This window comes from Variovorax sp. GW821-FHT10D07, assembly GCF_059415325.1.
Genome location: NZ_JBWKMZ010000016.1, coordinates 102,940 through 128,274 on the forward strand (window position 1 = coordinate 102,940; position 25,335 = coordinate 128,274).

At 70.1% G+C, this 25,335-nt stretch carries 27 protein-coding genes; 10 read left to right on the top strand and 17 right to left on the bottom strand.

Annotation, left to right across the window (positions count from 1 at the left end; all coding sequences use genetic code 11):
• Positions 1 to 12: 12 nt before the first annotated feature.
• From atpE to AC07PU_RS34930, 6 genes are all read left to right on the top strand, one after another.
• The gene (gene atpE, locus AC07PU_RS34905) at positions 13 to 252 is read left to right on the top strand and encodes a F0F1 ATP synthase subunit C (protein ID WP_495322737.1); all 240 of its coding nucleotides are present in this window, start codon (positions 13 to 15) and stop codon (positions 250 to 252) included.
• A 233-nt stretch (positions 253 to 485) separates the two neighbouring features.
• Positions 486 to 1,679 carry an ABC transporter substrate-binding protein gene (locus AC07PU_RS34910; protein WP_296797118.1) on the top strand — a complete coding sequence of 398 codons (1,194 nt, stop codon included), beginning with the start codon at positions 486 to 488 and terminating at the stop codon, positions 1,677 to 1,679.
• A 97-nt stretch (positions 1,680 to 1,776) separates the two neighbouring features.
• Entirely contained in the window at positions 1,777 to 2,697 is a 921-nt protein-coding gene (locus AC07PU_RS34915; RefSeq protein ID WP_057594683.1) for a branched-chain amino acid ABC transporter permease, read from the top strand.
• Positions 2,694 to 3,644, top strand: a complete 951-nt coding sequence (locus AC07PU_RS34920; protein WP_203203122.1) for a branched-chain amino acid ABC transporter permease — start codon at positions 2,694 to 2,696, stop codon at positions 3,642 to 3,644. The genes AC07PU_RS34915 and AC07PU_RS34920 overlap by 4 nt, the downstream gene beginning before the upstream one ends.
• Complete coding sequence (locus AC07PU_RS34925; RefSeq protein ID WP_057594685.1) at positions 3,641 to 4,396, top strand: ABC transporter ATP-binding protein; 756 nt, start codon at positions 3,641 to 3,643, stop codon at positions 4,394 to 4,396. The genes AC07PU_RS34920 and AC07PU_RS34925 overlap by 4 nt, the downstream gene beginning before the upstream one ends.
• Positions 4,393 to 5,109, top strand: coding sequence for an ABC transporter ATP-binding protein (locus AC07PU_RS34930; RefSeq protein WP_281078207.1), 717 nt, complete (start codon positions 4,393 to 4,395; stop codon positions 5,107 to 5,109). The genes AC07PU_RS34925 and AC07PU_RS34930 overlap by 4 nt, the downstream gene beginning before the upstream one ends.
• Positions 5,110 to 5,116: 7 nt before the next feature.
• On the opposite strand, the gene AC07PU_RS34935 is transcribed toward AC07PU_RS34930, so the two are convergent.
• Positions 5,117 to 5,728 (bottom strand): methyltransferase, encoded by a 612-nt coding sequence (locus AC07PU_RS34935; RefSeq protein ID WP_495322739.1) that lies wholly within the window; start codon positions 5,726 to 5,728, stop codon positions 5,117 to 5,119.
• Between the two features lie 82 nt (positions 5,729 to 5,810).
• The gene (locus AC07PU_RS34940; protein WP_495322740.1) at positions 5,811 to 7,028 is read right to left on the bottom strand and encodes a multidrug effflux MFS transporter; all 1,218 of its coding nucleotides are present in this window, start codon (positions 7,026 to 7,028) and stop codon (positions 5,811 to 5,813) included.
• A gap of 75 nt (positions 7,029 to 7,103) precedes the next feature.
• Between AC07PU_RS34940 and AC07PU_RS34945 the strand changes: the two genes are divergently transcribed.
• Positions 7,104 to 8,054 (top strand): AraC family transcriptional regulator, encoded by a 951-nt coding sequence (locus tag AC07PU_RS34945; RefSeq protein WP_495322741.1) that lies wholly within the window; start codon positions 7,104 to 7,106, stop codon positions 8,052 to 8,054.
• Positions 8,055 to 8,060: 6 nt separating this feature from the next.
• Here AC07PU_RS34945 and AC07PU_RS34950 read toward each other — a convergent pair whose 3' ends face one another.
• From AC07PU_RS34950 to AC07PU_RS35005, 12 genes are all read right to left on the bottom strand, one after another.
• The gene (locus AC07PU_RS34950) at positions 8,061 to 9,518 is read right to left on the bottom strand and encodes a SulP family inorganic anion transporter (protein ID WP_495322742.1); all 1,458 of its coding nucleotides are present in this window, start codon (positions 9,516 to 9,518) and stop codon (positions 8,061 to 8,063) included.
• Between the two features lie 319 nt (positions 9,519 to 9,837).
• The gene (locus tag AC07PU_RS34955) at positions 9,838 to 10,554 is read right to left on the bottom strand and encodes an SDR family oxidoreductase (RefSeq protein ID WP_495322744.1); all 717 of its coding nucleotides are present in this window, start codon (positions 10,552 to 10,554) and stop codon (positions 9,838 to 9,840) included.
• A gap of 341 nt (positions 10,555 to 10,895) precedes the next feature.
• Positions 10,896 to 11,504, bottom strand: a complete 609-nt coding sequence (locus AC07PU_RS34960) for a glutathione S-transferase (RefSeq protein WP_495322818.1) — start codon at positions 11,502 to 11,504, stop codon at positions 10,896 to 10,898.
• A 22-nt stretch (positions 11,505 to 11,526) separates the two neighbouring features.
• On the bottom strand, positions 11,527 to 13,242 hold the full coding sequence (locus AC07PU_RS34965) for an FAD-dependent oxidoreductase (protein ID WP_495322745.1): 1,716 nt from the start codon (positions 13,240 to 13,242) through the stop codon (positions 11,527 to 11,529).
• The gene (locus tag AC07PU_RS34970) at positions 13,242 to 13,988 is read right to left on the bottom strand and encodes an SDR family NAD(P)-dependent oxidoreductase (RefSeq protein WP_495322746.1); all 747 of its coding nucleotides are present in this window, start codon (positions 13,986 to 13,988) and stop codon (positions 13,242 to 13,244) included. The genes AC07PU_RS34965 and AC07PU_RS34970 overlap by 1 nt, the downstream gene beginning before the upstream one ends.
• 22 nt (positions 13,989 to 14,010) lie before the next feature.
• Positions 14,011 to 14,760: an SDR family NAD(P)-dependent oxidoreductase gene (locus AC07PU_RS34975; protein WP_057594692.1), complete on the bottom strand. Its 750-nt coding sequence runs from the start codon at positions 14,758 to 14,760 to the stop codon at positions 14,011 to 14,013.
• Positions 14,761 to 14,788: 28 nt separating this feature from the next.
• A complete protein-coding gene (locus AC07PU_RS34980; RefSeq protein WP_057594693.1) occupies positions 14,789 to 15,508 on the bottom strand; it encodes an ABC transporter ATP-binding protein in 720 nt (239 codons plus the stop codon).
• Positions 15,501 to 16,277, bottom strand: a complete 777-nt coding sequence (locus AC07PU_RS34985) for an ABC transporter ATP-binding protein (protein ID WP_093354313.1) — start codon at positions 16,275 to 16,277, stop codon at positions 15,501 to 15,503. The genes AC07PU_RS34980 and AC07PU_RS34985 overlap by 8 nt, the downstream gene beginning before the upstream one ends.
• The gene (locus tag AC07PU_RS34990; protein WP_208507741.1) at positions 16,274 to 17,239 is read right to left on the bottom strand and encodes a branched-chain amino acid ABC transporter permease; all 966 of its coding nucleotides are present in this window, start codon (positions 17,237 to 17,239) and stop codon (positions 16,274 to 16,276) included. Before AC07PU_RS34990 ends, AC07PU_RS34985 begins: the two co-directional genes overlap by 4 nt.
• Before the next feature lie 2 nt (positions 17,240 to 17,241).
• Complete coding sequence (locus tag AC07PU_RS34995) at positions 17,242 to 18,144, bottom strand: branched-chain amino acid ABC transporter permease (protein WP_208507742.1); 903 nt, start codon at positions 18,142 to 18,144, stop codon at positions 17,242 to 17,244.
• A 16-nt stretch (positions 18,145 to 18,160) separates the two neighbouring features.
• Positions 18,161 to 19,372, bottom strand: coding sequence for an ABC transporter substrate-binding protein (locus AC07PU_RS35000; protein ID WP_495322747.1), 1,212 nt, complete (start codon positions 19,370 to 19,372; stop codon positions 18,161 to 18,163).
• Between the two features lie 60 nt (positions 19,373 to 19,432).
• Positions 19,433 to 20,212, bottom strand: coding sequence for an SDR family NAD(P)-dependent oxidoreductase (locus tag AC07PU_RS35005; RefSeq protein WP_495322748.1), 780 nt, complete (start codon positions 20,210 to 20,212; stop codon positions 19,433 to 19,435).
• 148 nt (positions 20,213 to 20,360) lie between these two features.
• Here AC07PU_RS35005 and AC07PU_RS35010 point away from each other — a divergent pair, with 148 nt between their 5' ends.
• Positions 20,361 to 21,083, top strand: coding sequence for a GntR family transcriptional regulator (locus tag AC07PU_RS35010; protein WP_203203138.1), 723 nt, complete (start codon positions 20,361 to 20,363; stop codon positions 21,081 to 21,083).
• A 13-nt stretch (positions 21,084 to 21,096) separates the two neighbouring features.
• On the opposite strand, the gene AC07PU_RS35015 is transcribed toward AC07PU_RS35010, so the two are convergent.
• The 3 genes from AC07PU_RS35015 to AC07PU_RS35025 are packed head-to-tail and all read right to left on the bottom strand — an operon-like array spanning position 21,097 to position 22,797.
• Positions 21,097 to 21,780: a TetR/AcrR family transcriptional regulator gene (locus tag AC07PU_RS35015; RefSeq protein ID WP_495322749.1), complete on the bottom strand. Its 684-nt coding sequence runs from the start codon at positions 21,778 to 21,780 to the stop codon at positions 21,097 to 21,099.
• A gap of 58 nt (positions 21,781 to 21,838) precedes the next feature.
• Positions 21,839 to 22,360, bottom strand: coding sequence for a flavin reductase family protein (locus AC07PU_RS35020; RefSeq protein WP_495322750.1), 522 nt, complete (start codon positions 22,358 to 22,360; stop codon positions 21,839 to 21,841).
• An 11-nt stretch (positions 22,361 to 22,371) separates the two neighbouring features.
• Positions 22,372 to 22,797, bottom strand: a complete 426-nt coding sequence (locus AC07PU_RS35025) for a VOC family protein (protein WP_296779026.1) — start codon at positions 22,795 to 22,797, stop codon at positions 22,372 to 22,374.
• Positions 22,798 to 23,058: 261 nt separating this feature from the next.
• On the opposite strand from AC07PU_RS35025, the gene AC07PU_RS35030 reads away from it, so the two are divergent.
• Both AC07PU_RS35030 and AC07PU_RS35035 read left to right on the top strand, forming a co-directional pair.
• Complete coding sequence (locus AC07PU_RS35030; RefSeq protein WP_495322751.1) at positions 23,059 to 24,270, top strand: acyl-CoA dehydrogenase family protein; 1,212 nt, start codon at positions 23,059 to 23,061, stop codon at positions 24,268 to 24,270.
• A 60-nt stretch (positions 24,271 to 24,330) separates the two neighbouring features.
• Positions 24,331 to 25,317 (top strand): Bug family tripartite tricarboxylate transporter substrate binding protein, encoded by a 987-nt coding sequence (locus AC07PU_RS35035; protein WP_495322752.1) that lies wholly within the window; start codon positions 24,331 to 24,333, stop codon positions 25,315 to 25,317.
• Positions 25,318 to 25,335: the final 18 nt, after the last annotated feature.

Here is a 25,335-nt window from a genome sequence, read left to right on the forward strand (position 1 = left end):
GGAGAAAGCACCATGAACGGCTTCAACATCCTCCCCCTCGCGGTCGCCCTGCTGATCGGCATCGCGGCACTGGGCTCTTGCATCGGCATCGCGCTGGTGGGTCAGAAGTTCCTCGAGGGCGCGACGCGCCAGCCCGAGATGGTCGACACGCTGCAGACCAAGTTCTTCCTGGTCGCGGGCGTGACCGACGGGGCCTTCATCATTGCCACCGGCATCGGCCTGTGGTTCGCGACCGCCAGCCCCTTCGGCTGATCGGCGCGAGGCAAGCGGCGCACCACGCAGGCGCCGCGCCCTCTTCGAGGGCATCGCAGGCGGCATCGATCCGGGTCGATGCCGCTTCTTTTTTTGGGGACATCGGGGCCGCGCACGTGCCGGCCACTGGCACCATTCGTGCTAGCACCGTTGACACCGAATTGTTTACGGCTAAAGTATTTAGCTATCAACGGTTCGACGCCGTTTCACCCCCATCCCTGCCGGAGAATCCGATGAGCCAACCGTCCCCGAAATCGTCCGCGCTGCCGCGCACCCTGCTTTCGCTGCTGCTGTGCGGCGCCGCGGCCTCGGCCATGGCCGCGCCGGTCAAGGTCGGCCTGGCGCTCGACATCTCGGGCCCGTTCGCGGCGCTGGGCGCCGAGGCGCGCGACGGCTTCGCGCTCGGCATCAAGCAGCTGGGCGGCAAGCTCGGCGGGCAGGAAGTGGAGTTCGTGCAGGCCGACATGGCCGGCAGCCCCGACCAAGCCAAGCAACTGGTCGACCGCATGATCCAGCGCGACAAGATCGACATCTTCAGCGGCCCGATCGGCTCCAACGTGGCGCTGGCCGTCGGCCCGACGCTGTTCAACGCCAAGGTGCCCTACCTCTCGGCCAATGCCGGCCCGAGCCAGTTCGCGGGCGCGCAGTGCAATGCCTACTTCTTCGGCACCGCCTATCAGAACGACCAGTTCCACGAGGCCGCCGGCAAGTTCGCGCAGGACCGCGCATTCAAGAAGATCGTGCTGATCGCGCCCAACTATCCCGCGGGCAAGGACGCGCTCGGCGGCTTCAAGCGCCAGTTCAAGGGCCAGGTGGCCGACGAGCTCTACACCAAGCTCGGCCAGATCGACTACGCGGCCGAGCTCGCGCAGCTGCGCGCCTCCAAGCCCGACTCGATCTACTTCTTCCTGCCCGGCGCGATGGGCATCAACTTCATCAAGCAGTTCGTGGGCGCGGGCCTGTCGAAGGACATCACGCTGGTCACCAGCGGCTTCTCGGCCGATGAGGACGTGATCGGCGCCGTGGGCGAGCCGATGCTGGGGCTGTTCAACACCTCGCACTGGGCGCACGACCTCGACAACGCCGCCAACAAGGCCTTCGTGGCCGCGTTCCGCAAGGAGTACAACGGGCGCTATCCGTCGGTCTACGCCGCGCAGGCCTACGACGCCATCCTCGCGATGGACGCCGCCGTGAAGCAGGCCGGCGGCAACGCGCAGAACCGCGAGGCCGTGATCGCGGCGCTCAAGAAGGCCAACTACGCCTCGACGCGCGGCACCTTCAAGTACGCCAACAACCACTACCCCATCGAGAACTTCTACCTGCGCGTGATCGGCAAGGATGCGCAGGGCAAGGTCACGAACAAGCTGATCAACACCGTCCTCACCAATTACGGCGACAGCTACGCCGACAAGTGCCCGATGAAGTGATCGGCGGGCCGGCTCGGCCTTCCGAATTTCCGCACGCCGGGGACGCGAGATTCGCGCGCCCCTGGCGCACGGCCATCCGCATTCCTTCTTCCTCCCCATGACTCCCATCCTCGTTCTCGAGCAGCTGCTCAACGGCCTCGGCTACGGCCTGATGCTGTTCCTGCTGGCCGCGGGCCTCACGCTGGTGTTCGGCATCATGGACGTGCTGAACCTCGCGCACGGTTCGCTGTTCATGGCCGGCGCCTATGTCGCGGCCGAGGCGCACACGCGCACCGGCTCGTTCGCCGCGGCCATCGTCATCGCGGTGGCGGTCACCGTGGTGGTGGCGCTGCTGCTCGAGGTGCTGCTGATGCGCCGCCTCTACACGCGCGACCACCTCGCGCAGGTGCTCGCGACCTTCGGCGTGATCCTGGTCGCCGACGACCTGGTCAAGATGATCTGGGGCCCGTCGCCGGTGATGGCGCCGACGCCCGCCGCGCTCTCGGGCCCGGTCGAACTGATGGACGGCCTGCCCTACCCCTCGTACCGGCTGGTGATCCTGGTCGGCGGCATGCTGGTTGCGCTGGCGCTCTACCTGCTCGTGAACCACACGCGCATCGGCATGCGGGTGCGCGCGGGCGCCTCCGACCGGCCGATGGCCGAGCTGATGGGCGTGCGCGTGGGCCGCATCTTCAACGGCGTGTTCCTGCTCGGCGCGGCACTCGCCGCGCTGGCCGGCGCGCTGATGGGCCCGATCGTCGCGGTGCAGGTCGGCATGGGCGAACAGATCCTGATCCCGGCGCTGGTGGTGCTGGTGATCGGCGGCATCGGCTCGGTGCGCGGCGCCTTCGTGGCCGCGCTGCTGGTGGGCATCGTCGACACCATCGGTCGCGCCTTCGTGCCCATGCTGCTGCGCGCCACGCTGCCGCCAGCCACCGCGGCCGACCTCGGTCCGCTGGTGGCCGAGGTCGCGATGTACGCGCTGATGGTGGCGGTCCTTCTCTTCAGGCCCTCGGGCCTCTTCTCGGCACGCGCATGAAAACCCGTCACATCGGCCTCGGGCTGCTCCTGCTGCTGCTCGCCGCCTTTCCCCTGATCGCACCGCTGTTCGGCTTCGAGTTCTACATCGGCTTCGTGCGCCGCGTGCTGATCGTGGCGCTGGCCGCGGCCAGCCTCAACTTCATCCTCGGCTTCGGCGGCATGGTCGCGCTCGGCCATGCGGGCTTCATCGGCGTGGGGGCCTACACGGTGGTGGCGCTCAGCGACGCCGGCACGACCTCGGCCTGGGTGCTGTGGCCCGCGGCCGTGGTGGCGGCCGGCCTGGCCGCCGCGCTGATCGGCACGGTGGCGCTGCGCACGCGCGGCGTCTACTTCATCATGACCACGCTGGCCTTCGCGCAGATGCTGTATTTCGTCGCGGTCTCGCTGCGCAAGTACGGCGGCGACGACGGCTACACGCTGATGAGCCGCCCCACCCTGCTGCCGGGCCTCGACCTCGGCAACGAGAGCAACTTCTACTGGGTGGTGCTGGCGCTGGTGGCGCTCGCGCTGTGGTGGCTGCAGCGCGCCACGCAGTCGCGCTTCGGCCATGCGCTGATGGGCATCCGCGACAACGAGACGCGCATGCGCGCGCTCGGCTACCCGGTGTTCCGGCTGCAGCTCGCGGCCTTCGCGATCGCGGGCGCCATCGCCGGCCTGGCGGGCGCGCTGCTCGCGGGCGGCAACGGCTTCGTGAGCCCGGCCACCATGCACTGGACGCAGTCGGCCACGCTGCTGGTGATGGTGGTGATCGGCGGCCTCGGCCGCAGCTGGGGCGGGCCGGTGGGCGCCGCCGTGTGGCTGCTGCTCGAGGAGGCGCTCAAGCAGCACACCGAACACTGGCACATGCCGCTGGGCCTGCTGCTGATCGCCGTCGCCCTGTGGGCGCCCAAGGGACTGGCCGCGCTGTCGCGCCGCCGCGCACCGCTCGCAAAGGCCACGCCATGAGCCTGTTCAGGATCGAAGGACTGGTCAAGCGCTTCGGCGGCCTGCTGGCGACCGACCATGTGAGCCTCACCGTGGAGCGCGGCGAAGTGCATGCGCTGATCGGCCCCAACGGCGCGGGCAAGACCACGCTGGTGAACCTCATCACCGGCCTGCTCAAGGCCGATGCCGGCCGCATCCTGCTCGACGAGAAGGACATCACCGGCTTCAAGGACCACCAGCGCGTGGCCGCGGGCATGTCGCGCTGCTTCCAGGTCACGCGCGTGTTCGCCAAGGACACGGTGCACGACAACCTGATGCTGGCCGCGCAGGCGCACGCGGGCAGCAGCCTGCGCTTCCTCGCGCCGCGTTCGCGCGAGAAGGACCTGGCCGACCGCGCCGCGGCGCTGGCCGAGCGCGTGGGCCTGGCGCGTGAGCGCGACCGCATCGCCGGCACGCTGCCGCACGGCGCGCAGCGCGCGCTCGACGTGGCGCTGGCGCTCGCGGCCGAACCCAAGCTGCTGCTGCTCGACGAGCCGATGGCCGGCATGGGCCCCGACGAGTCGGCGCGCATGGTGGACCTGATCGAGTCGCTGCGCGCCTCGATGGCGATCCTGCTGATCGAGCACGACATGGATGCGGTGTTCCGCCTCGCCAGCCGGCTCACGGTGCTGGTGCAGGGCCGCGTGCTGATGAGCGGCACGGCCGACGAGGTGCGCGGGCATCCCGACGTGCAGGCGGTCTACCTGGGCACCGAAGCGGAAGGTCACGCATGAGTTCGACGACATTGCTCGAGGCACAGGCCATCGAAGCGGGCTACGGCGCCAGCCAGGTCCTGTTCGGCATCGACCTGCGCATCGGCGCGGGCGAGGTGCTCGCGCTGCTGGGCCGCAACGGCATGGGCAAGAGCACCCTGCTCAAGGTCATCACCGGCATGCTCGCGCCGATGCGCGGCGAGCTGCGCTTCGGCGGCGCGGCCATCGGCGGCCACAAGCCGGACGCCATCGCGCGCCGCGGCGTGGCCATCGTGCCCGAGGGCCGGCACGTGTTCCCCAATCTCAGCGTCGACGAGCACCTGCGCGCCTTCGCGCGCCCGCGCCCCGGCAGCGCGCCGCGCTGGACCGTCGAGGCGCTCTACGGCCTGTTCCCGCGCCTCGCGGAGCGCAAGGCCAACGCGGGCAACCAGCTCTCGGGCGGCGAGCAGCAGATGCTGGCGATCGCGCGCGCACTGTCCACGCATCCGCGCCTCTTGATCCTCGACGAGGCCACCGAAGGCCTGGCGCCCGTGATCCGCGAGGAGATCTGGCACTGCATCGCCACGCTCAAGTCCGAGGGCGAGGCGATCCTGGTGGTCGACAAGTACGTGCAGCGCCTGCTGCCGCTGGCCGACCGGCACGTGATCCTCGAGCGCGGGCGCGTGGTGTGGCAGGGCGACTCGGCCGCGCTCGATGCCGACCGCTCGCTGTGGACGCGTTACCTGGGCGTGTAAGCGGCGTTCATCCGCGCGGACGGCAGGCCAGGAAGCTGGCCCAGCGCACGTCCTCGCGGCCGATCCACTGCCGCTCCCAATCCAGTCGCAGCCCGGCCGCCGCGAGCTGCGCGGCGAACCGGTCGCGGTCCCAGTACACGGTCTGGTAGTCGCCGTTCGTCTCGCCCTCGCCGATGCGCATGCCCGCGAGGAAGACGCCACCGGGCGCGAGCGCGTCGACCACCTTGCGCAGCACCGGCGCGATCTGCGCGCGATCGACATGGATCAGCACGGCCATCGCGAGGATGGCGTCATGGGGCCCGCCCAGCGGGTCGCTGACGACATTGAGCAGCGCGCCCTGCCTGCCGCGCTCGGCCTGCAGGTCGAGAAAGGCCTGCGTCGCATCGGTGCGCCTGACGCTCATGCCCAGCGATTCGACGAAGTCGGCGTCGCGCCCCGTGCCCGAGCCGACCTCGAGCACGCTGCCGCCCGCGGGCATGCACGCCACCATGCGGCGCAGCGCGTCCTCGATCTCGGGCGGCGGATGGTCCGCCACGATCGCGTCGTAGTCGCGCGCGGACGCCTCGTAGGACCGGAGGGTGCGCTGCATGCTGTCGAGCACCGGGGCGGGGATGTCCATGGAAGCCTTTCCGTTCCATCGGGCGCCGACGGAACGCGCAAAGGCTAGGCCGAAGGGCGCGCCTTGCTCACGGGGCAATCACTTAGAACCCCTGCATGACACCAGGCACGCGCCGCACCGGCCGCAGGGTGCGCAAGGCCAGCGTCAGCACCACCGCGGCGCACGCCGCGATGCCCGCCACCATCGGCAGCGGCCTGCCGTCGGCGAACGGCGCGACCAGCGCCACCATCACCGCGCCGCCCGCGAAGTTCATCGTGCCGATCAGCGCCGAGGCCGTGCCCGCGAGCGCGGCATGGCCTTCCATCGCGAGCACGAAGGCCGCGGGCACGATCAGGCCGTTGAGGCCGAAGCCGATCATCAGCAGCGCCACCAGCACGAAGAGCCGGTCTACACCCGCGAGCGTGAGCACCAGCAGCAGCCCGACGGTGGCGGCCTGTGCGATCACCGCCGTACGCAGCACGCGCCGGATGCCGAAGCGCGCCACCAGCCGGCCATTGGCCTGCGACAGCGCGAGCAGCGACACGGCGTTGAGCGCGAACAGCACCGCATACAGGCGCGGCGAGACGCCGAAGTGCGTGCTCATCACGAAGGGCGAGTTGGCCACGTAGACGAAGAAGCTCGAGACGGTGAACGAGGCCATGAAGGCCAGCGCCATGAAGTGGCGGTCGCGCAGCAGCACGCCGTAGCCGGCCATGGCGCTGCGGAAGTTGCTCGACAGCCGCGCGGTGGCGGGCCGGGTCTCGGGCAGCAGGGCCAGCAGCATCGCGAGGCCCGCGAGCCCGACGGCGGCAACGGCGACGAACACCGCGCGCCAGCCCAGGCTCTCGGCCACGAGGCTGCCGGCCAGCGGCGCGAGGATCGGCGACACGCTGTAGACCATCAGGAGCAGCGACATCATCCGCGCCGCCTCGGGCCCGGTGTACAGGTCGCGCACCACGGCGCGCGGCGTGACCATGCAGGCGCAGGCGCCGAGCCCCTGCACGAAGCGCAGCGCGACCAGCACGCCCGCATCGGGCGCGAAGGCGCAGCCGATGCTGGCGAGCATGAACAGCACGAGGCCCGCGACCATCGGCCGGCGGCGGCCGAACATGTCCGACAGCGGGCCCGCGACCAGCTGGCCGGCGCCGACCGCGATGAAGAAGGCCATCAGGCTGGCCTGCATCGCATGCGGATCGGCGTTCAGCGCGCGCCCGATGGCGGGCAGCGCGGGCAGGTACATGTCGATGGCGAAGGGGCCGATGGTGGTGAGCAGGCCCAGCACGACGGCGTGACGGAAAACTGGAGCGTTCGAGGAGGACATGCCCCGATGGTCGCGCGTTGGACTGAATGATTGAATAATCATCAGCACGCATTTCCTATTCATTCGTACAGAATCATGGATCCCTTGTCCGATGTGCTGGCCATGCTCACGGTGAGCAGCACGCTCTCGTCGCGCTTCGAGGCACGCGGCCGCTGGGCCTTCCGCTACGGGCACTACGCCTCGCACATCAAGCTGGGCTGCGTGCTCGAGGGGCGCTTTCGCATCGAGGTCGAGGGCACGGCCGCGCCGGTGATGCTGGAGGCCGGCGACTTCTTCCTGCTGACCAACGGCCTGCCCTTCTCGGCCGCGAGCGATCCGCCCGGGCCGCTGCAGGACGGCACGCGCCTGAGCCGCGAGCAGCGCGGCCCCGACGGGGTGCTGCGCCACGACGGCCTGGACGCGAGCGACGCGACGCGCGTGGTGCTCGCGAGCGGGCGCTTCGCGCTGTCGGGCGAGGCCGGCGAACTGCTGCTGCGCCACCTGCCGCCGCTGATCCACCTGCGCGCAAGCGATCCGGGCGCGCGGCCGCTCGTGGGCCTGCTCGACCTGATGGGCTGGGAGACGGCCGAGCTGCGCCCGGGCTCGACCCTGGCGCGCACCAACCTCGCGGCGCTGGTGCTGGTGCAGGCGCTGCGCGTGCACCTCGCGAATGCGCCGCAGCCCGAGGGCTGGCTCGGCGCGATGACCGATGCGCGCATCGGCACCGCGCTGTCGCGCATGCATGCCGACATCGCGCAGCCCTGGACGGTGGAGCGCCTGGCGCAGACGGCCAGCATGTCGCGCACGGCCTTCGCGCTGCGCTTCAAGGCGCTGACGGGCTCGACGCCGCTCGACTATCTCGGCGGCTGGCGCATGACGGTGGCGCGCCATGCGCTGCGGCATGGCGACGAGGGCATCGCGCGCATCGCCGAGCGCGTGGGCTACCAGTCGGAGACGGCGTTCAGCGCGGCCTTCCGGCGCGCGGTGGGCGAGAGCCCGGGGCGCTTTCGCAGCCAGGTGCGCGCCGAGGCGGCCGCCGCGGCCTGAGCCGCTTCACTCGGGCGCCGCGTCGAGACGCAGCACGAGGTCGCGGCTGGCCTGGTTCATGCCGCTCACGTCGACCGCGCTGCCGTGCTTGCGCAGCCGCTCGACCACCTTGCGCAGTGCCGCCACGGCTGTGACGTCCCAGAAGTGGGCCTGAGAAACATCGATGCGCACCGGCGCGCCGTCGATCTCGCGCACGTCGAAGGCATCGACCAGCATGTCGGCCGAGGCGAAGAAGACCTGGCCGCTCACGGCGAAGCGCCAGGCGCCCTCGTCGTCCTGCCGCCCCTGCACCCGCAGCAGCCGCGCCACCTTGAAGGTGAAGAAGACGCCGCTGAGCAGCACGCCGATGCCCACGCCCGCGGCCAGGTTGTCGGTGGCGACGGTGACGGCCACGGTGGCGAGCATCACGACGCTCGACAGGCGCGGATGGCGCACCAGCGTGCGCAGCGAACCCCAGTCGAAGGTCGAGGCCGAGACCATCACCATGATCGCGACCAGTGCCGCCACCGGCGCCTGCGACACCCAGGGCTTGAGCAGCACCATGAGGATCAGCAGGAAGGCGCCCGCGAACAGGGTCGAGAGCCGGCCGCGGCCGCCGTAGCGCACGTTGCTCACGGTCTGGCCGATCATTCCGCAGCCCGCGATGCCGCCGAAGCAGCTGGCCGCCACGTTCGCGAGGCCGAGGCCGCCGCACTCGCGGTTCTTCGAGCTCGGGGTGTCGGTGAGCTCGTCGACCACGCTCGCGGTCATCATCGATTCGAGCAGGCCGACCATCGCGATGGCGAAGGCGGGCAAGGCGATGATGCGCAGGGTCTCGAGGGTCAACGGCACGGCGGGCAGCGCGAACATGGGCAAGGCATCGGGCAGCTGGCCGAGGTCGGCCACGGTCTTGAGCGGCAGTCCGAGCCACTGACCCACGAGCGTGACCACCACGATGCACACCAGCGGCGACGGTACCGCGGTGGTGAGGCGTGGCAGCAGGTAGATGACCGCGAGCCCGAGGCCGACCATCGCCCAGGTGGCGGCATTGGCGCCGATGAAGTACGGCATCTGTGCCGCGAAGATCAGGATCGCGAGGGCGTTGACGAAGCCGGTGCGCACCGATGACGACACGAAGCGCATCAGCACGCCGAGGCGCAGCAGCCCGAAGGCGATCTGCATCGCACCCGCGAGCAGGCCGGCCGCGAGCAGATAGGCCAGGCCGTGCGCATGCACCAGCGGCGCGGCCACCAGCGCCACCGATCCGGCCGCCGCCGAGACCATGGCGGGGCGTCCGCCAGTGAAGGCGATGACGATGCCGATGACGAAGGAGGCGAACAGGCCCACCGCGGGATCGACACCGGCGACGAAGGAAAAGGCGATGACCTCGGGAATGAGCGCGAAGGTGGCGACGGCGCCGGCCATCAGTTCGCGCGGAATGCTCGGGCACCACTCGGTGCGCAGGCGGCTGTAGCGGGAAGACATGGAGAAAACGGAAAGCAGCCCGCATGCCGGCAAGGCATCGCGGGACGTTGGAAGGCATCGCGCCGGCTGATGGCGCAAGGGAGAAAGCGGCGGGCGCTGCCGCCGCGCTTCATTCAATGCGCCAAGCTCAAGGGGGAGTCAGCCGCGAGCAGCCCGATTGCCGGGACTGGCTGTCGCGCGCGATGCGGGCGAGCGCATAGCAAGAGGCGCGACGGCGGGCGTGCCGGCCGAAGAGGACGAGGTCCGCGCGAAGCGTGTTCGGGTGGCGGGACGTCCTCGGGCACATGGGCGCCGATTGTAGGCAGCGCCCATGACGGCCTCAGACGGAGCGCGTGATGCCCCCGTCGACGCGCAGGTTCTGGCCGGTGATGTAGCCCGCGCCGTCGGAAGCGAGAAAGCCGATGGTGGCGGCGATCTCGTCGCTGCGGCCATAACGTCCCATGGGGATGCGTTCGCGGAACACTTCCTTCTCGGGCAGGCTGTCGATGAAGCCGGGCAGCACGTTGTTCATGCGCACGTTGTGCTCCGCATACTGGTCGGCGAAGAGCTTGGTGAAGGCGGCGAGGCCGGCACGGAACACGCCCGAGGTCGGAAACACGGGATCGGGCTCGAAGGCGGCGAAGGTCGAGATGTTGATGATGGCGCCGCCCCCCTGCTTGACCATGTGCGGCGTGACGAGCCGGCTGGGTCGCACGGCGCTCAGCAGGTAGACGTCCATGCCGCGGTGCCAGTCGTCGTCGGTGATTTCCAGAATGGGCGCGCGCGGGCCGTGGCCGGCGCTGTTGACGAGGACGTCGATGCGGCCCCACTCGGCGATCACGCGGTCGACGAGTTGCTTGAGGTCGTCGTTCGACTGGTTGGAGCCGGTCACGCCGATGCCGCCCAGTTCCTTCGCGAGGGCCTCGCCCTTGCCCGAGGAGGAGAGGATGGCGACACGAAAACCGTCCTGCGCGAGCTTGCGGGCCGCGGCGGCGCCCATGCCGCTGCCGCCTGCCGTGACGATGGCTACCTTGTTGTGTTGTTGCTCAGAAGACATCCTGGATCCTTGGTTTCTTGCGGAGGGTGGCATTTAGCCAAGGAATCTTCGGCTTTGCCAAGTTGGGCGTTTTTTGTTCGGGGCGCGTGCACAGGGCATCGGGTACTTCCCTCCGCGAATGTCCCCCGCCCTTCGGGCTCCTCCTTTATTTCGCTGCGGGAAGCACCCGATACCCTGTGCACGAGACGCGCTCGTGTTGTGCGGCCGGTTCTACGGCCGTGTCCAGGCTCACGTCGATGGGGTACTCCCCGCAGCGAAATAAAGGAGGAGGCCGCAGGCCGGGGGACATTCGCGGAGGGGAGTACCCCGTCGGCGTGAGCCCGCCCCCAACGCGAAAAAACTCAAGCCGTAGGCAACGTAGCCTGCATCGAAGCCCGCCGACTGAACGCCTCGAACCACTCAGCGCTGCGAGGCGCCTGAGCACGCCAATCCACATCCGGAAACCGGAAGTCCATGTACCCCAGCGCACACCCGAAAGCGATGGTCCCGATGTCCACACGTTCGCCGAATCCAGCCGCTTCCTTCTCGAGCCATTCGAGCCCGGTGCGCACCTTCGCGAGCTGGCCGTCGGTCCAGTCGGCCCAGCGGAATTCCTGCGGACGCAGCACGTTCTCGTAGCGCGCGAGCAGCGCGGCGGCGGTCATGCCGTCGGCCAGCGAGAGTTCGGTGAGACGGGCCCAGCGCTCCTTGCCCGAGGCGGGAAACAGCGTGCCGCCCTGCTGGTCGTTGAGGTACTCGCAGATCACGCGGCTGTCGAACAGCGCCTGGCCATCGTCGGTGAGGAAGGTAGGCACCTGGCCCAGCGGGTTGGTCGGCAGGATGGTCGCGTCGCGCTTCACCGGGCCGGCCGCGCTCGGCAGGCGCTCGATGCGCTCGGCGATGCCGAGCTCGTGCGCGACGACCATGCATTTGCGCACGAAGGGGGAAGCGGGGGAATAGAAGATCTTCATGATGGGTGTGAAGTGTGTGGGGTCAGGCGTGTTCGTCATGGCCATGGGCCAGGTGCATGCCGGCGGCCCAGCCGAAGGTCAGGGCCGGTCCGAGCGTGATGCCGGGCGCAGGATACTCGCCTCCCATCACCGAATGCATGTCGTTGCCGGCCACGTAGAGGCCCGCGATCGGCGTGCCGCGCGCATCGAGCACGCGCGCATGGCCATCGGCGCGCACGCCCAGGGCCGTGCCGATGTCGCCGGGATAGACCTTGACCGCGTAGAACGGCGCCTTCGCGACCGGTGCCACGCAGGCATTGGGCTGGTGCTCGGGGTCGCCGAGGTAGCGGTTGTAGGCCGTGCTGCCCTTGCCGAAGGCCGGGTCCTCGCCGCGCGCGGCCGGTGGGTTGAAGGCGGCCACGGTGCGCGCGAGGCCGTCGGGGTCGACCTCGGCCTGGCGTGCCAGCGCCTCGAGCGTGTCGGCGCGGTACAGATAGCCGGCGCGCACCAGGTGCTCGCGCGAGCGCCCGCCCGGCAGCGCGAGGCCCAGGCCCCACTTTTCCATGAAGTCGCTGTCGCACACCAGCAGCGCCGGAATGCTCGTGCCGGCCTCGTTGGCCTGGTACATGCCGCGCACGAACTCGTGGTACGAAGTCGACTCGTTGACGAAGCGCTCGCCGCGCGCGTCGACCGCGATCAGTCCGGGCTTGGCGCGGTCCCACACCAGGTGCGGATAGCGCAGCATGCTGCCGTCGGGGCGCTTCATCATCGACACCGGTGCCCACAGCGCCGGCCCCGTGTGGCCGGTGCCGAGCACGCCACCGGCCTGCCGCGCCATCGCGATGCCCTCGCCGACATTGCCCTGCGGCGACATCGAGTAGGGCCCGGTCGGCGCGGGATAGTGCTCGGCGCGCATCCGAGCATTCCACGGAAAGCCGCCGGTCGCGACCACCACGCCGCGCCGCGCCTGCAGCACGATCTCGCGGCCATCGCGCTTCACGCGCACGCCGGTCACCGCACCGCCCGCATCCTGTTCGAGCCCCAGCGCGGGCGTCTCGAGCCAGAACGGGATCTTCTGCTTCAGCAGCCCGTGGAACAGCCGCCCCGCGAGCGCATTGCCCAGCAGCAACCGCGTGCCGCGGTGGTGGCCGCTCAAGCGGTCGGCGAAGTAGCGCAGCACCAGCTTCATGCCGTGCTTCCACGACGCGAACGAGCGCGTGACCGCGAGCAGGTGCTTCACGTCGGTCATGTTGACCATCATCCCGCCGAGCACGCAGAACTCGGGCAGCGGATCGCGCAGGGCGCGGAAGTGCGGGCCGAGCAACCGGCCGTCGAACTCGATCGGATCGAGCGAACGGCCGCCCATCGCGGCGCCCTCGCGGTCGGGGTGGTAGTCGGGCGAGTAGGTGCGCGCGGCGAGCTGCACGTCGGTGCGCTCGCGCAAATAGCGCAGCGCGCGCGGCCCGGCCTCGAGGAAGGCATGGCGCAGCGCCTCGTCGCCGGCCGCGCCCACCGTGTTGCGCAGGTAGGTCAGCGCCTTCTCGGGCGTGTCGGGATGGCCCGCGGCCTCGGCCTGGTCGTTGAGCGGCACCCACACCGCACCGCCCGAGATCGCGGTCGAGCCGCCGATGCGGTCGGTCTTCTCGATCACCAGCACGTCGAGGCCTTCGAGCTTCGCCGTCAGCGCGGCCGCGAGCCCGCCCGCGCCGCTGCCGATCACGACCACGTCGTAGCCGGTCTTCTCCTGGGGCTGCGCCATCACGCCCCCGAGCCGCCGAGCGACTTGCCGCCGTCGACGAACAGCACCTGGCCCGTGACGAAGCCGGTGGCCGGCGAGGCGAAGAAGGCCACGGCCTGCGCGATGTCCTCGGGCCGGCCGGCCGCGCCCGTGGGCTGCAGCGCGAGCTGCGCGGCGCGGCGCTCGGGCGTGAGCGCGCGCAGCAGCGGCGTGTCGATCAGGCCCGGCGCGATCGCGTTCACCAGGATGCCGCGCGGCGCGAGCTCCATCGCGCTGGCGCGCGTGTAGCCCACCAGCGCGGCCTTCGAGGCCACGTAGTGCGGATGGTTCTTCGCGCCCAGGTAGGCGCGCGAGGCGATGTTGACGATGCGCGCGCCGTCGGCCATCTTGCGCGCGGCCTCCTGCGTGAGCGTGGCCACCGCGAGCAGGTTCACCTCGTACATGCGGCGGAAGTCGGCCGCGCTCACGTCCATGAAGGCGCGCTCGTCGAAGATGCCGGCGTTGTTCACCAGCGCGGCGAGCGGCGGCAGCGACTGCACCATCGCGCGCACCGCGGCCTCGTCGGCCAGGTCGATGGCGCGGTAGTCGACGTCCAGGCCGGCGGCGCGCAGCACCTGGGTCTCGCGCTCGGCCAGCGCGCCGTTGTAGTCGGCCATCACCACGCGCCAGCCGTCGCGCGCCAGGCGCTCGACGATGGCGCGGCCCATGCCGCTGGCGCCGCCGGTCACCAGGACCAGCGGCTTGTTGTCATCACTGCTGTTGTTCATCGTTGTTCCGTCGAAGCGGCGCTCAGGCCGCGAGGTAGCCGCCGTCGACCGGCAGCACCACGCCATTGACGTAGCTGGCCATCGAGGAGGCGAGGAAGACCACCGGCCCGGCGATCTCGTCGGCCTCGCCGTGGCGCTTGGTGAGCACGCGGCTCATGTACCAGTCGGTGCCGTGCTCGGTCTCGCGCTGGCCGGCCGTCATGTCGGTCACCATGAGGCCGGGCGCCACCGCGTTCACGCGCACGCCCCAGGGCGCGAGGTCGCGCGCCAGCACCTGCGTGAGCGAACGCACGCCGCCCTTGGCCACCACGTAGCCGGCCGAGGAGATGCCCGCGCCGAAGGCCACGATCGACGACAGGTTGACGATGCTGCCGTGCGTGCGCTTGAGCGCGGGCACGAAGGCCTGCGTGACGTTGAACACGCCCTGCAGGTTGACCGACAGCACGCGGTCCCAGGCCTCGCGCGCGCCGGGCTCGTCGAACTTCGAGCGCGCGGAGATGCCGGCGTTGTTCACCAGCACGTCGATGTCGCCGTGCGCCGCGGCGATGCGCGCGGCGAGCGCGTCGACCGCCGCCGCGTCGCTGACGTCGACGCTGTCGGCATCGGCGCGCCCGCCCGCGGCGCGGATCGAGGCCGCCACCCGTTGCGCGGGCTCGAGGTCGCGGTCGACCACCAGCACGTGCGCGCCTTCGGCCGCCATGCGGCGCGCGATGGCCTCGCCGAGGCCGCGCGCGGCGCCCGTGACGAGCGAGAGCTTGTCCTTCAGAAGCATGGGAATTCCTTTGCGAAAGCGGCGCCGTTCAGACGCCGAGGTAGGCGCGGCGCACGGCCTCGTCGTTGGCCAGCTGCGCGGCCGGGCCGTGCAGCGAGATCTCGCCGTTCTCGAGGATGTAGCCGTAGCTCGACACCGCGAGCGCGAGCTGCACGTTCTGCTCGACCAGCAGGATGGTGATCTTCTGTTCGCGGTGCAGCCGCTCGATGATCTCGAACATCTGCTCCACCAGCAGCGGCGACAGGCCCATCGAGGGCTCGTCGAACAGCATCACGCGCGGGCGCGCCATCACGGCACGGCCGATCGCGAGCATCTGCTGCTCGCCGCCCGACAGCGTCGCCGCCATCTGGCCCTGGCGCTCCTTGAGGCGCGGGAACATCGCATACACGGCCTCGAGGTCGTTGCGGATGCCCGCGCGGTCGCGGCGCAGGTAGGCGCCGAGGTCGAGGTTCTCGCGCACGCTCATGTCGCGAAACACCTGCCGGCCCTCGGGCACCTGCACGATGCCGCGCTGGACCAGCGCGTCGGAGCCCAGCCGGTCGATGCGCTCGCCGGCCAGCCGCACCTCGCCCTCGGTGCAGTCGACGATGTTCGAGATGCAGTTGAGCGTGGTGGTCTTGCCCGCGCCGTTGCTGCCGAGCAGCGCGACGATCTCGCCCTCGGGCACGTCGACCGACACATGGCTCAGCGCCTGGATGCGGCCGTAGGCGGCCGAGATGGCACGCAACGACAACAGCGATTCAGCCATGCGCGGCCCCCTTTGCACTTCCCTTGCCCAGATAGGCCTCGATCACGCGCGCGTCGCTGCCGATCTGCGCGGGCGTGCCCTCGGCGATCTTCTCGCCGAAGGCCATGACGGTGATGCGGTCCGAGATCGACATCACGAGCTGCATCACGTGCTCGACCAGCAGCACCGTGATGCCGTCGCGCGCCACCAGCTCCTTGAGCAGCCGGTCCAGGCTCTCGATCTCGCGGTTGCGCAGGCCGGCCGCGGGCTCGTCGAGCAGCAGCAGCTTCGGCTTGATGGCCAGCGCGCGCGCCAGCTCGAGCAGCTTCTGGCGGCCGAAGTCGAGGTCGCGCGCCGGCTGGTGGCGCTCGTCGGCCAGGCCCACGCGCTCGAGCAGGTGCAGCGCGAAGTCCTCGGTCTCGCGGTCGGGGCGGCGCAGCAGCCGGCCCAGCGTGCCGGTGCCGCGCGCATGGGTGCCGAGCAGCACGTTCTCGAGCACCGAGAGTTCGGCGAACAGCTCGAGGTTCTGGAAGGTGCGCGCGATGCCCAGCGAGGCCATGCGGTAGGGCGACACGCGCGTGAGCTCGCGGCCCTCGAAGACGACGCTGCCGCTGCTCGGCGTGTAGAAGCGCGAGATGCAGTTGAAGGTGGTCGACTTGCCGGCGCCGTTGGGTCCGATCAGCGCGTGGATGCGGCCCTGCTCGACCTGGAACGACAGGCCGTTGACCGCCTTGAGGCCGCCGAACACCACGCTGATGTCGCGCACGTCGAGGAAAGCACTCGTGCTCATCGCGCGCCTCCCGCCGGGGCCGCGCGGCGCGTGGCCTTGCGCGCCGCGAACAGCGAGGCCATGCCCTTGGGCAGGAACATCATGAACAGCATCAGGATGCCGCCGTAGATGATCTCCTGGTAGGACGGTGCCTGGCGCAGCAGCTCCGAGGCCAGGCCGAACACGATGGCGCCCGCCACCGCGCCGCGCACCGAGCCCAGCCCGCCGACCACCACCATGGTGAGGATCAGGATGGTGGTCTGGAAGCCCAGGCTCTCGGGATGGATGAAGGAGGTGAACAGCGTGTACATGCCGCCGGCCACGCCCGCGAAGGCCGCCGACAGCACGAAGGCCGTGACCTTGACCGCGCGCGTGTTCACGCCCATCGCGATCGCCGCCACGTCGCTCTCGCGCACCGCGCGGAACGACGAGCCCAGCCGCGAGCGCGACAGCGCCACCGTGAGCCACAGCATCAGCGCCGCGATCGCGACCACGAAGGGATAGGCCTGCAGGTCGTTCATCAGCCGCAGGCCGCCGAGCGCGGCCGGCTTCATCTGCAGGCCGTTCGAACCGTTGGTCACTTGCTCCCAGTTGAGGAACACCCACTGCATCGCCTCGCCGAAGGCGAAGGTGGCGAGCGCCAGGTAGATGTCGCGCATGCGCAGCGCCAGCAGGCCGATGACCCAGCCCAGCGCGGCCGCGAGCAGCGCGCCCGCGAGGATCGACACCACGAACGGCGGCTGCCACTGGTTGTTGATGAGCCCGGCCGTGTAGATGCCGATGCCGAAGAAGGCCGCGTGCGAGAGCGCGAACTGGCCGGTCTCGCCGATCACCAGGTGCATGCCGAGCGCGAGCACGCTGAACACCATCAGCAGGTTGACCACGTAGAGCACGTAGCCGCTGGCCGCGAAGGGCAGCACCGCGAGCACCGCGGCCATGGCGAGCAGCACGCCGCGATCCCACCAGGGAGAAGTGGTCTGCATGCTCATACCTTCTTCACCTGCGGCTTGCCGCCGAACAGGCCCTGCGGCCGCACCAGCAGCACCACCATGATCGCGACGAAGGGCGCGACCACGATGGCGTTGGACGAGACGAACAGCCCCACCAGGTTCTCGACGATGCCGATGACGAAGCCGCCGACCACCGCGCCCGGCAGGCTGGTGAAGCCGCCGACGATGGCGGCCGCGTAGGCCAGGATCGCGATGTGGCCGATGTCGGGCGTGATCAGGATCTTGGGCGTGATCAGCAGTGCCGCGATGGCCGAGAGCAGCCCGGTCAGGGCCCAGATCTTCATGCGGATGGTGCCCAGCTTCACGCCCACGATCTGCGCGCCGCGCGGGTTCATGCCGACCGCGCGCATGGCCTGGCCGGTGCGGGTGCGCGTGAACATCAGGTACAGCAGCACCATCACCACCACGGCGGTGCCGAAGATCGCGAGATCGAGCAGCGTGAGCGAGGCCTGGCCGATGGTGATCGGGTCCTGCGGCACCAGCGAGGGCAGCGAGCGCGGCGTGTCGCCCAGCCCGGTCTTGCGCACCAGGCCCTTGAGCAGGTAGGCGAAGCCCAGCGTGGCGATCACGAGCTGCACGCCGACGCCGCGCGAGGCGGTCACGCGCTGCATCACCACGCGCTGGAACAGCGCGGCCACGAGCGCCGTGACCGCGAGGCTCGCGAGCACCGCGCCCCAGTAGGGCCAGCCCCACACCACCAGCGGGAACAGCGCGAGGTAGCCGCCGGCCATGAAGATCTCGCCCTGCGAGAAGTTGGGCACGTCGGTGGTCTTGAAGACCATGACGATCGCCACCGCGAGCAGCGCGTAGACGCTGCCGGTGACGATGCCGGACAGCACGCCCTGCTGCACGAACAGCCAGATGTCGGAAAGGCTCATGGGATCGCAGCCGCCCTCAGGGCTTGTACTTCCACACGCTCTTGTAGCTGCCGGGCACGAGCGTCATGTTGGTTGCGTCGAACTTGATGTAGATGGCCGCCTCCTGCGCCGCGCGGTCGTCGGGACCGAACTCGATCGGGCCGGCCATCACGCCGGAGTCGAACTTCATGGTCGACAGCGCCGTCAGCACCTTCTCGCGCGTGGGGCTGGGGCCGGCCGCCTTCAGCGCATTGACCACCGCCATGGCCGAGGGAATGCCGTAGGGCATGTAGGTCTGCGGGTAGCCGGGCTTGGCGGCCAGCTCGGGGTAGGCGGCCTTGTACATGTCGTAGACCCACTTGAGCTTGGGACCGCCGGGCACGTCGGCCAGCACTTCCTGGATGTAGACGTTCTTGAAGGCGTCCTTGTTGCCGACGTTCTCCACCAGCTGCTTGAGGTCGGCGGTGGAGTTCACGGCCAGCACGATCGGCTTGTTGAAGCCGAGCTCGAAGGCGCGCTTGACGATCAGGCTCACGGGCCGCGCGTAGGTGGTCAGCAGCAGCACGTCGGGGTTGGCGGCCTTGATCTTGAGCATCGGCGCCGTGACGTCGGTGATGTTCGGGTTGACCGACTGCACTTGCAGGTCGACGCCGCCGAGCGCCTTGGCCTGCGCCTGGGCCGACTCGAGGTTCCAGCCGCCGTAGGCGTCGTCGTGGTTGATGTAGCCGATCTTCTTCGCCTTCAGGTGCTCGCTCGCGAACTGCACCATCGAGCCGCCGACCGCATGCTGCGAGATCGAGAACGCGCCGTAGATGTACTTGGAAGGCGGATACAGCGCGCCGTCGCCCGAGGCGTTGAGCATCACCAGCGGGATCTTCGCGCGCTCGACGTATTCGCGCGCGCCGACCACGGCGGCCGAGCAGGAGCCGCCGTTGAGCAGGAACACCTGGTCCTGCTCGGTGAGCTTCTTGACCGCGGCCAGCAGGTCGTTGGCGTTGCAGCGGTCGTCCTCCACCACGAGCTCGATCTTGCGGCCGTTCACGCCGCCTTCCTTGTTGACCTTGTCGTAGTACATCTTCGCGGCGTTGATGACGTCGAAGCCGTAGTTCATCGACGCACCCGACATCGGCGAGAACATGCCGATCTTGATGGTCTTGTCGGTCAGGCCGGGTTCGGCCTGCGCGGCGGCATTGGCCGCCAGCGCGCACAGCGCGGCGCCGAATGCCAGGGCGAGGAAGTTCTTTTTCATGACGTTGTCTCCGTTGGTATGGGTGAGTGAAAGGCGCCGCCCGGTCGCCGGCGCCGGGCGTTACTGCATGCGGTAGCCGCCGTTGACGTCGATCACGTTGCCCGTGATGTACGCCGCCTGCTCCGACACCAGGTAGTCGACCGCGCCGGCCACGTCGTCCACCGTGCCGATGCGCCCGAGCGGGATGTTGGCGGCCGCGGCCGTCAGCGCGCCGCTGCTCTGCACGGTGCCGCGCAGCATCTCGGTGTCGATCAGGCCCGGCGCGACCGAGTTGACGGTCACGCCCAGGTGCGCCGACTCGCGCGCCATGGCCTTGGTCAGGCCCAGCACCGCGGCCTTGGCGCCGATGTAGGTGGCGCTCGAGCGGTAGCCGCCGAGCTGCGCGGCCACCGAGCCGAAGGTGACGATGCGCCCGTGCGCCACCGGCTGCGCCTCGCGCCGGCGCAGGTAGGCGCGGCCGCAGAGGAACACGCCGCGCGCGTTCACGGCGAAGGTGCGCTCCCAGTCCTCGAGCGAGGTGTCCTTGATCGGCGAGCGCTCGCCGCCGGGCATCAGCAGCAGGCCGGCCACGCAGACCACCACGCCGACCGGGCCGATGCCGGCCTCGATGTCCTCGAAGGCGGCCTCGACCGCGGCCTCGTCGCTCACGTCGAATTGGCGCGCATGGTGGCCCGCGCCGAGCGAGGCGGCCACGGCGCGCGCGTTGTCGCCGTCGATGTCGGCCACGACGACGCGCAGGCCGCTGGCCGCGAGGCGCCGGCACACGGCCTCGCCGATGCCGCGGCCGCCGCCGGTCACGAGGGCCAGCCGGCCGGGGGCTTGTGCATGATGTTCCGCCATGGGATGCGAGGTCTCCGAAGCCGCGTCGGATGCGGCGTGAAAGTGAATCGAGGACCGCATTGTGTATACATGCCCATCTTTGGACGCCCTCGTTTTCCCTTATTCGACGACTATTGAACCAGTTTCCACGGCATCATGTATACCTGACATGGACACACTCTCCCAACAAGTCACCGAGACGCTGCGCACCTGGATCCTGCACGGACGGCTCACGCCGGGCACGCGGGTGGAGGAGGTGCCGATCGCCGAGACCCTCAAGGTGTCGCGCACGCCGGTGCGCGCCGCGCTCGCCGCGCTGGCGATGGAAGGGCTGATCGATCACCAGCCGAAGAAGGGCTACCTGGTGCGCGCCTTCGCGCTCGAGGACATCCTGGCCGCCTACGAGGTGCGCTCGGTGCTCGAGGGCCTGGCCTGCCGGCGCTTCGCGGCGCTCGGCGTGGACGACGCGACCGCCGCGCTGCTGCGCGACTGCCTGCGCACCGGCGACGAGATCCTGGCCAAGGGACAGCTGCTGCTCGACGACCTCGCGCCCTACCAGCAGATGAACGTGACGCTGCACAACACGCTGATGCAGGGCGCGCGCAACCCGTGGGTGGTGCGCTTCGGCGCGCAGGCGCAGGCCGTGCCCTTCGCCTCCGACCGCATCATGCTGTGGCACGACCACGGCGTGATCCTGCGTTCGCACGACGACCACCACCGCATCGTGCAGGCCGTGATCGACGGCGACGCGGCGCGCGCCGAGCAGCTCATGCGCGAGCACGTGTACTACGCGGGCATCCTGCTGCGCGACAACTACCAGCGCGTGCTCGACGAGCGCGCGGGCAGCGCGGTCGCGCAGGATCCGCCGCTGGCCCTGAGCAACGGCGCCTAGAAGGCGCCCGCGCTCACGAGGACTTGGCCGCCGGCTTGCCCAGCACCGCGCCCACGCCGTCGAGCAGGCTGGCCACGCTGGCCTGGATCACGGGCTCGATCTCGGGCACCGGCAGGCCGTAGACCCACTGGCGGATGCCGTGGTACTGGATCTTCTCGACCACCGTCTTCGCGAGTTCGATCTCCTGCACCGCGAAAGGCTGGCCGTCGCGGCCGGCTTCCGTGTACTGGCGCAGCGACAGCGCGATCGGTTCGTAGACGCGCTGGCGCATGACGCGGAAATACGGCGACATGTCCCAGCCGTGCAGCGCGAAGAACAGCGACAGCCGCACGCGTTCGCGCCGCAGGTGCACGCGCGCGAAGTCGCGGTGGAAGTCGAGCAGGCGCTGCGCGACGGCCTGCTCGGGCGCGAGGATCATTTCCTCCCACAGCGGATTCCAGTTCGACAGGAAGGTCTCCTGGAACACGCGCTCGATCAGCGCCTCCTTGTTCTGGAAGTAGCGGTAGAGCAGCGGCTGCGCCACGCCGAGCTGGCGCGCCAGGCCGGTGGTGTCGCCCGCGAAGCCGACGTCGGCGAAGTACTGGATCGCTCCCTGCACGATCTCGCGCTCGCGGTCGGCGCGCCGCAGGCGCACCACGCCGCCGGTGGCGGGGGCCGCGGAATCCGAGGGTCTGGAGGCGGAAGGGGCGCGAGGCATGCGAGATCGCTGGGAAGGTGGCCGGTGCCGGTGCGGCGGGAGCCGGCACGATACCAGTTCACCCGGGTGCGCCCGCCGCCTCCGCATGGGCCCGCGTGACCAGGTAGCGGCCGCCGCCGAAGGCCAGGCCCTCGGCGGCCGAGCGTTCGAAACGCTCGATCAGTCCCAGGAACACCGCGTGGTCGCCGCCGGGCCAGGTCGTGACCTTGCGGCATTCGAAATGGGCGCAGCAGTCCGCGAGGATCGGCAGGCCGCCGAGGCCCGGGCGGCAATCGACGCCTGCGAACTTGTCGGCACCGGGCGTCGCGAAGCGCTGCGAGAGCTCGCGCTGGTGCTTCGCGAGCACGTTCACGACGAAGCGCTCGTGCCGGCTGAAGGCGGGGAAGCTGCGCGCATTGAGCGCCTGGCTCCAGAGCACCAGCGGCGGATCGAGCGACACCGAGCTGAAGGAGTTGGCCGTCACGCCGCAGGGGCGGCCCTCGGCGTCGAGCGTGGTGATGACGGCGACGCCCGTGATGTAGGCGCCGAAGACGTCGCGCAACTGCCGGCGGTCGATGGCGGAAGGGGTGGCTGCGTGCATGGCGTGGCGGCTCAGCGGTAGTTGAGTTCGATCGAGATCCCGTTGGGATCGGTGACGAAGATCTGCCGCAGGTCGAGCGCCGCGACCAGCCGTTCGCGGTACGGCACGCCGAGCGCCTGGCAGCGCGCGATGGTGTCCTCGTAGCCCTCGGCCAGCAGCGCCACGTGGTCGATGGCCCCGCTGCCGTGCAGCGAATCGGGATCGCGCGGGCCCAGGTAGTCGTTGATCCAGGCCAGCCGCTGCGCGTCGTTGCGGTCGAAGGCCGTGACATGGACCACGGGCACGTCGTCCGCGTCGTAGAGCCAGGCGCCGGTCGCGCGCGGCGGATTACCGGGCCGCGGCCCGTCGCGCAGCAGCAGCACGCGCGTATAGAAATCCAGCGTGGCCTCGAGCCGTTCGGTGCGGATGTTGAAGTGTTCGAGTCTGCGAATGCCCATGAAGAACTCCCGTGAGTGGCCTGGGGCGCGATTGCCGGCCTCGGGCGATCGTATCGAGCGGCCCGATTTTTCTTTATAGGGTTATCACCAAAATATCCTGCCGCCTTTCGAGGCACCTGCAGGCTAGATGCCTCATCCAAGGCATTAACAATTGATTCAGGATGCGTTGGATGCCCGCACGCATGGTGATAACCCTATCAATAATTGATAGTTCTATCACTAGCATCCGGTCACAACGACTCACCACCCGCCGCGTCCACCATGCAAACACAGGCTCCCTCCCGCACTTCATCCGACACCGCCGCCAGCGAACTGCTGCGGCGCGCGCGCGAACTCCAGCCCGTGCTGCGACAACGCGCCGCGCAGGCCGAGCGGTTGCGCCGCGTGCCCGACGAGACCATCGACGACTTCCATCGCGCGGGCCTGTTCCGCGCGCTGCAGCCGGCACGCGTGGGCGGCGCCGAGCTGCACCCGGCCGATTTCTTCGACATCTGCGCGGAGATCGCGCAGGGCTGCGCCTCGAGCGCCTGGGTGCTGTCGAACCTGGCCTATCACCACCAGTTCCTCGCGCTCTGGCCGGACCGGGCGCAGCAGGAGGTCTGGGGCCCCTCGCCCGACACGCTGGTCGGCTCCTCGTACATCTTCGCGCGCGGCACGGCGCGCCAGGTCGATGGCGGCTACGAACTCGAGGGGCAGTGGCCGTTCTCCAGCGGCATCGATCCCTGCGGCTGGTGCGTGCTCGGCGCCATGGCCAGCGACGCGCCCGGCGAGCCGCCGCGGCCGCGCTACTTCCTGCTGCCGCGCGAGGACTACGAGGTGCTCGACACCTGGCACGTGGTGGGCCTGCGCGCCACCGGCAGCAAGGACGTCGGCGTCGGCAAGGCCTTCGTGCCGGGCTACCGCAGCCTGTCCTTCGACGAGGTCGCCGCCGCGCAGGCGCCAGGCCTGGCCCTGCACGCGGCGCCGCTGTTCCGCGTGACCATGCAGGGCGTCGGCGGCTTCGTGCTGCTGCCGGTGCTGCTCGGCGCCGCGCGCGCGGCGGCCAACGAGTACGTCGAACGCACGCGGCAGCGCAAGACCACGGTCGGCGCGCGCAGCCAGGCCGAGCTGCCGGGCGTGCAGGACCGCGTCGCCCATGTCGAGGCGCTGCTCGACACGGCGCAGCTCGTCGCGCGGCGCAGCTGGTGCGATGCGATGGATTCGCTCGAGAGCCATCCCGCCATCCCCGGTGCCCTCGGCGCGCGCCTGCGGCGCGACTCGGCCTTCTGCGCGCGCCTCGTCACGCAGGCCGTCGACCTGGTGTTCGCGGGCACCGGCGGCGCCGGCCTGCAGGAGACCGATCCGATCCAGCGCATGTGGCGCGACGTGCATGCGGGCGCCGCGCAGTTCGGCCTGCAGTGGGACGTGTCGGGCCCGGCCTATGGCCGGGTGCGGCTGGGCCTGCCGAGCGGCATGCCCGGATTGGGCGTCTAGACCTTCGATCAACCCTGACCGGCAGCCTCGAAGCGCCGGCAACCACAAGGAGCAGGAGACATGATTTCTTCGATGCAACGCCGGGGCTGGCTTCGCGCCAGTCTCACGGCACTCGCGCTCGGCCTTCCCGCGCTGGGCTGCTGGGCCCAGGCCTACCCGGCCAGGCCCGTGCGGCTGATCCTGCCGTTCCCGGCCGGCGGCACGGCGGACGCGGTCACGCGCCACCTCGCCCACAAGATGAGCCTGGCGCTCGGCAAGCCCTTCGTGGTCGACAACGTGGTCGGCGCGGCGGGCACCATCGGTCTCGCCCAGGGGCTGCGCGCCGCGCCCGACGGCTACACGATCACGCAGATCTCGAACACCAACACGGTGGCGGCGCTGCACATGTTCAAGCGCCTGCCCTTCGATCCGCGCAAGGACATGGTGCCGGTGGCGAGCCTGTTCCAGATACCGTCCGCGGTCGTCACGAACTCCCGCGGCAGCGCGTTCGGCAGCTTCGCCGAGATGCTGGCCTATGCGCGCGCGAACCCGGGCAAGCTGTCGTACGCCTACTCGCATGCCACCGGCGCGGTGGCGGGCGCGAGCGTGAAGCAGGCGTCGGGCATCGACATCGTGGCCGTGCCCTACAAGAGCGGCCCGCAGGCGGTGGTCGAAACCCTCTCGGGCGAGATGCCGCTGCTGTTCACCGACCTCGGCGCGGTGCTGCCGCAGATCCGCGCCGGCAAGCTCAAGGCGCTGGCGGTCACCTCGGCGCAACGCTCCGCGCTGCTGCCCGACGTTCCCACCCTGCGCGAGGTGCTGCCCGGCGCCACCGAGTTCACGGGCTGGAGCGGCTTCGTCGTGCCGGTCGGCACGCCCAAGGCCGTGGTCGACAAGTTGCACGAGACGCTGCAGCAGATCCTCGCGAGCGAGGACACCGCGAGCTTCCTGCGCGGCCTCGGCGGCGAGCCGATGCCGATGTCGGCCGACGAGTTCGCCCGCTTCATCAAGGACCAGGAACCGCTGTGGGCCAAGGCACTGGCCGCGGCCGGCATCGCGCCCGAATGAACCCCATCCCCACGAACC

Excerpts from the sequence above, each read along its gene's own strand:
- AC07PU_RS34940 (WP_495322740.1), bottom strand. The coding sequence starts at position 7,028 with ATGTCCTCCTCGAACGCTCCAGTTTTCCGTCACGCCGTCGTGCTGGGC.
- AC07PU_RS34935 (WP_495322739.1), bottom strand. The coding sequence starts at position 5,728 with ATGGACATCCCCGCCCCGGTGCTCGACAGCATGCAGCGCACCCTCCGG.
- AC07PU_RS35010 (WP_203203138.1), top strand. The coding sequence starts at position 20,361 with ATGGACACACTCTCCCAACAAGTCACCGAGACGCTGCGCACCTGGATC.
- AC07PU_RS34945 (WP_495322741.1), top strand. The coding sequence starts at position 7,104 with ATGGATCCCTTGTCCGATGTGCTGGCCATGCTCACGGTGAGCAGCACG.
- AC07PU_RS35030 (WP_495322751.1), top strand. The coding sequence starts at position 23,059 with ATGCAAACACAGGCTCCCTCCCGCACTTCATCCGACACCGCCGCCAGC.
- AC07PU_RS34960 (WP_495322818.1), bottom strand. The coding sequence starts at position 11,504 with ATGAAGATCTTCTATTCCCCCGCTTCCCCCTTCGTGCGCAAATGCATG.
- AC07PU_RS35000 (WP_495322747.1), bottom strand. The coding sequence starts at position 19,372 with ATGAAAAAGAACTTCCTCGCCCTGGCATTCGGCGCCGCGCTGTGCGCG.
- atpE (WP_495322737.1), top strand. The coding sequence starts at position 13 with ATGAACGGCTTCAACATCCTCCCCCTCGCGGTCGCCCTGCTGATCGGC.
- AC07PU_RS35025 (WP_296779026.1), bottom strand. The coding sequence starts at position 22,797 with ATGGGCATTCGCAGACTCGAACACTTCAACATCCGCACCGAACGGCTC.
- AC07PU_RS34995 (WP_208507742.1), bottom strand. The coding sequence starts at position 18,144 with ATGAGCCTTTCCGACATCTGGCTGTTCGTGCAGCAGGGCGTGCTGTCC.
- AC07PU_RS34910 (WP_296797118.1), top strand. The coding sequence starts at position 486 with ATGAGCCAACCGTCCCCGAAATCGTCCGCGCTGCCGCGCACCCTGCTT.
- AC07PU_RS35015 (WP_495322749.1), bottom strand. The coding sequence starts at position 21,780 with ATGCCTCGCGCCCCTTCCGCCTCCAGACCCTCGGATTCCGCGGCCCCC.
- AC07PU_RS34930 (WP_281078207.1), top strand. The coding sequence starts at position 4,393 with ATGAGTTCGACGACATTGCTCGAGGCACAGGCCATCGAAGCGGGCTAC.
- AC07PU_RS34950 (WP_495322742.1), bottom strand. The coding sequence starts at position 9,518 with ATGTCTTCCCGCTACAGCCGCCTGCGCACCGAGTGGTGCCCGAGCATT.
- AC07PU_RS34965 (WP_495322745.1), bottom strand. The coding sequence starts at position 13,242 with ATGGCGCAGCCCCAGGAGAAGACCGGCTACGACGTGGTCGTGATCGGC.
- AC07PU_RS35020 (WP_495322750.1), bottom strand. The coding sequence starts at position 22,360 with ATGCACGCAGCCACCCCTTCCGCCATCGACCGCCGGCAGTTGCGCGAC.
- AC07PU_RS35035 (WP_495322752.1), top strand. The coding sequence starts at position 24,331 with ATGATTTCTTCGATGCAACGCCGGGGCTGGCTTCGCGCCAGTCTCACG.
- AC07PU_RS34920 (WP_203203122.1), top strand. The coding sequence starts at position 2,694 with ATGAAAACCCGTCACATCGGCCTCGGGCTGCTCCTGCTGCTGCTCGCC.
- AC07PU_RS34975 (WP_057594692.1), bottom strand. The coding sequence starts at position 14,760 with ATGCTTCTGAAGGACAAGCTCTCGCTCGTCACGGGCGCCGCGCGCGGC.
- AC07PU_RS34925 (WP_057594685.1), top strand. The coding sequence starts at position 3,641 with ATGAGCCTGTTCAGGATCGAAGGACTGGTCAAGCGCTTCGGCGGCCTG.
- AC07PU_RS34980 (WP_057594693.1), bottom strand. The coding sequence starts at position 15,508 with ATGGCTGAATCGCTGTTGTCGTTGCGTGCCATCTCGGCCGCCTACGGC.
- AC07PU_RS34985 (WP_093354313.1), bottom strand. The coding sequence starts at position 16,277 with ATGAGCACGAGTGCTTTCCTCGACGTGCGCGACATCAGCGTGGTGTTC.
- AC07PU_RS34955 (WP_495322744.1), bottom strand. The coding sequence starts at position 10,554 with ATGTCTTCTGAGCAACAACACAACAAGGTAGCCATCGTCACGGCAGGC.
- AC07PU_RS34970 (WP_495322746.1), bottom strand. The coding sequence starts at position 13,988 with ATGAACAACAGCAGTGATGACAACAAGCCGCTGGTCCTGGTGACCGGC.
- AC07PU_RS34915 (WP_057594683.1), top strand. The coding sequence starts at position 1,777 with ATGACTCCCATCCTCGTTCTCGAGCAGCTGCTCAACGGCCTCGGCTAC.
- AC07PU_RS35005 (WP_495322748.1), bottom strand. The coding sequence starts at position 20,212 with ATGGCGGAACATCATGCACAAGCCCCCGGCCGGCTGGCCCTCGTGACC.
- AC07PU_RS34990 (WP_208507741.1), bottom strand. The coding sequence starts at position 17,239 with ATGCAGACCACTTCTCCCTGGTGGGATCGCGGCGTGCTGCTCGCCATG.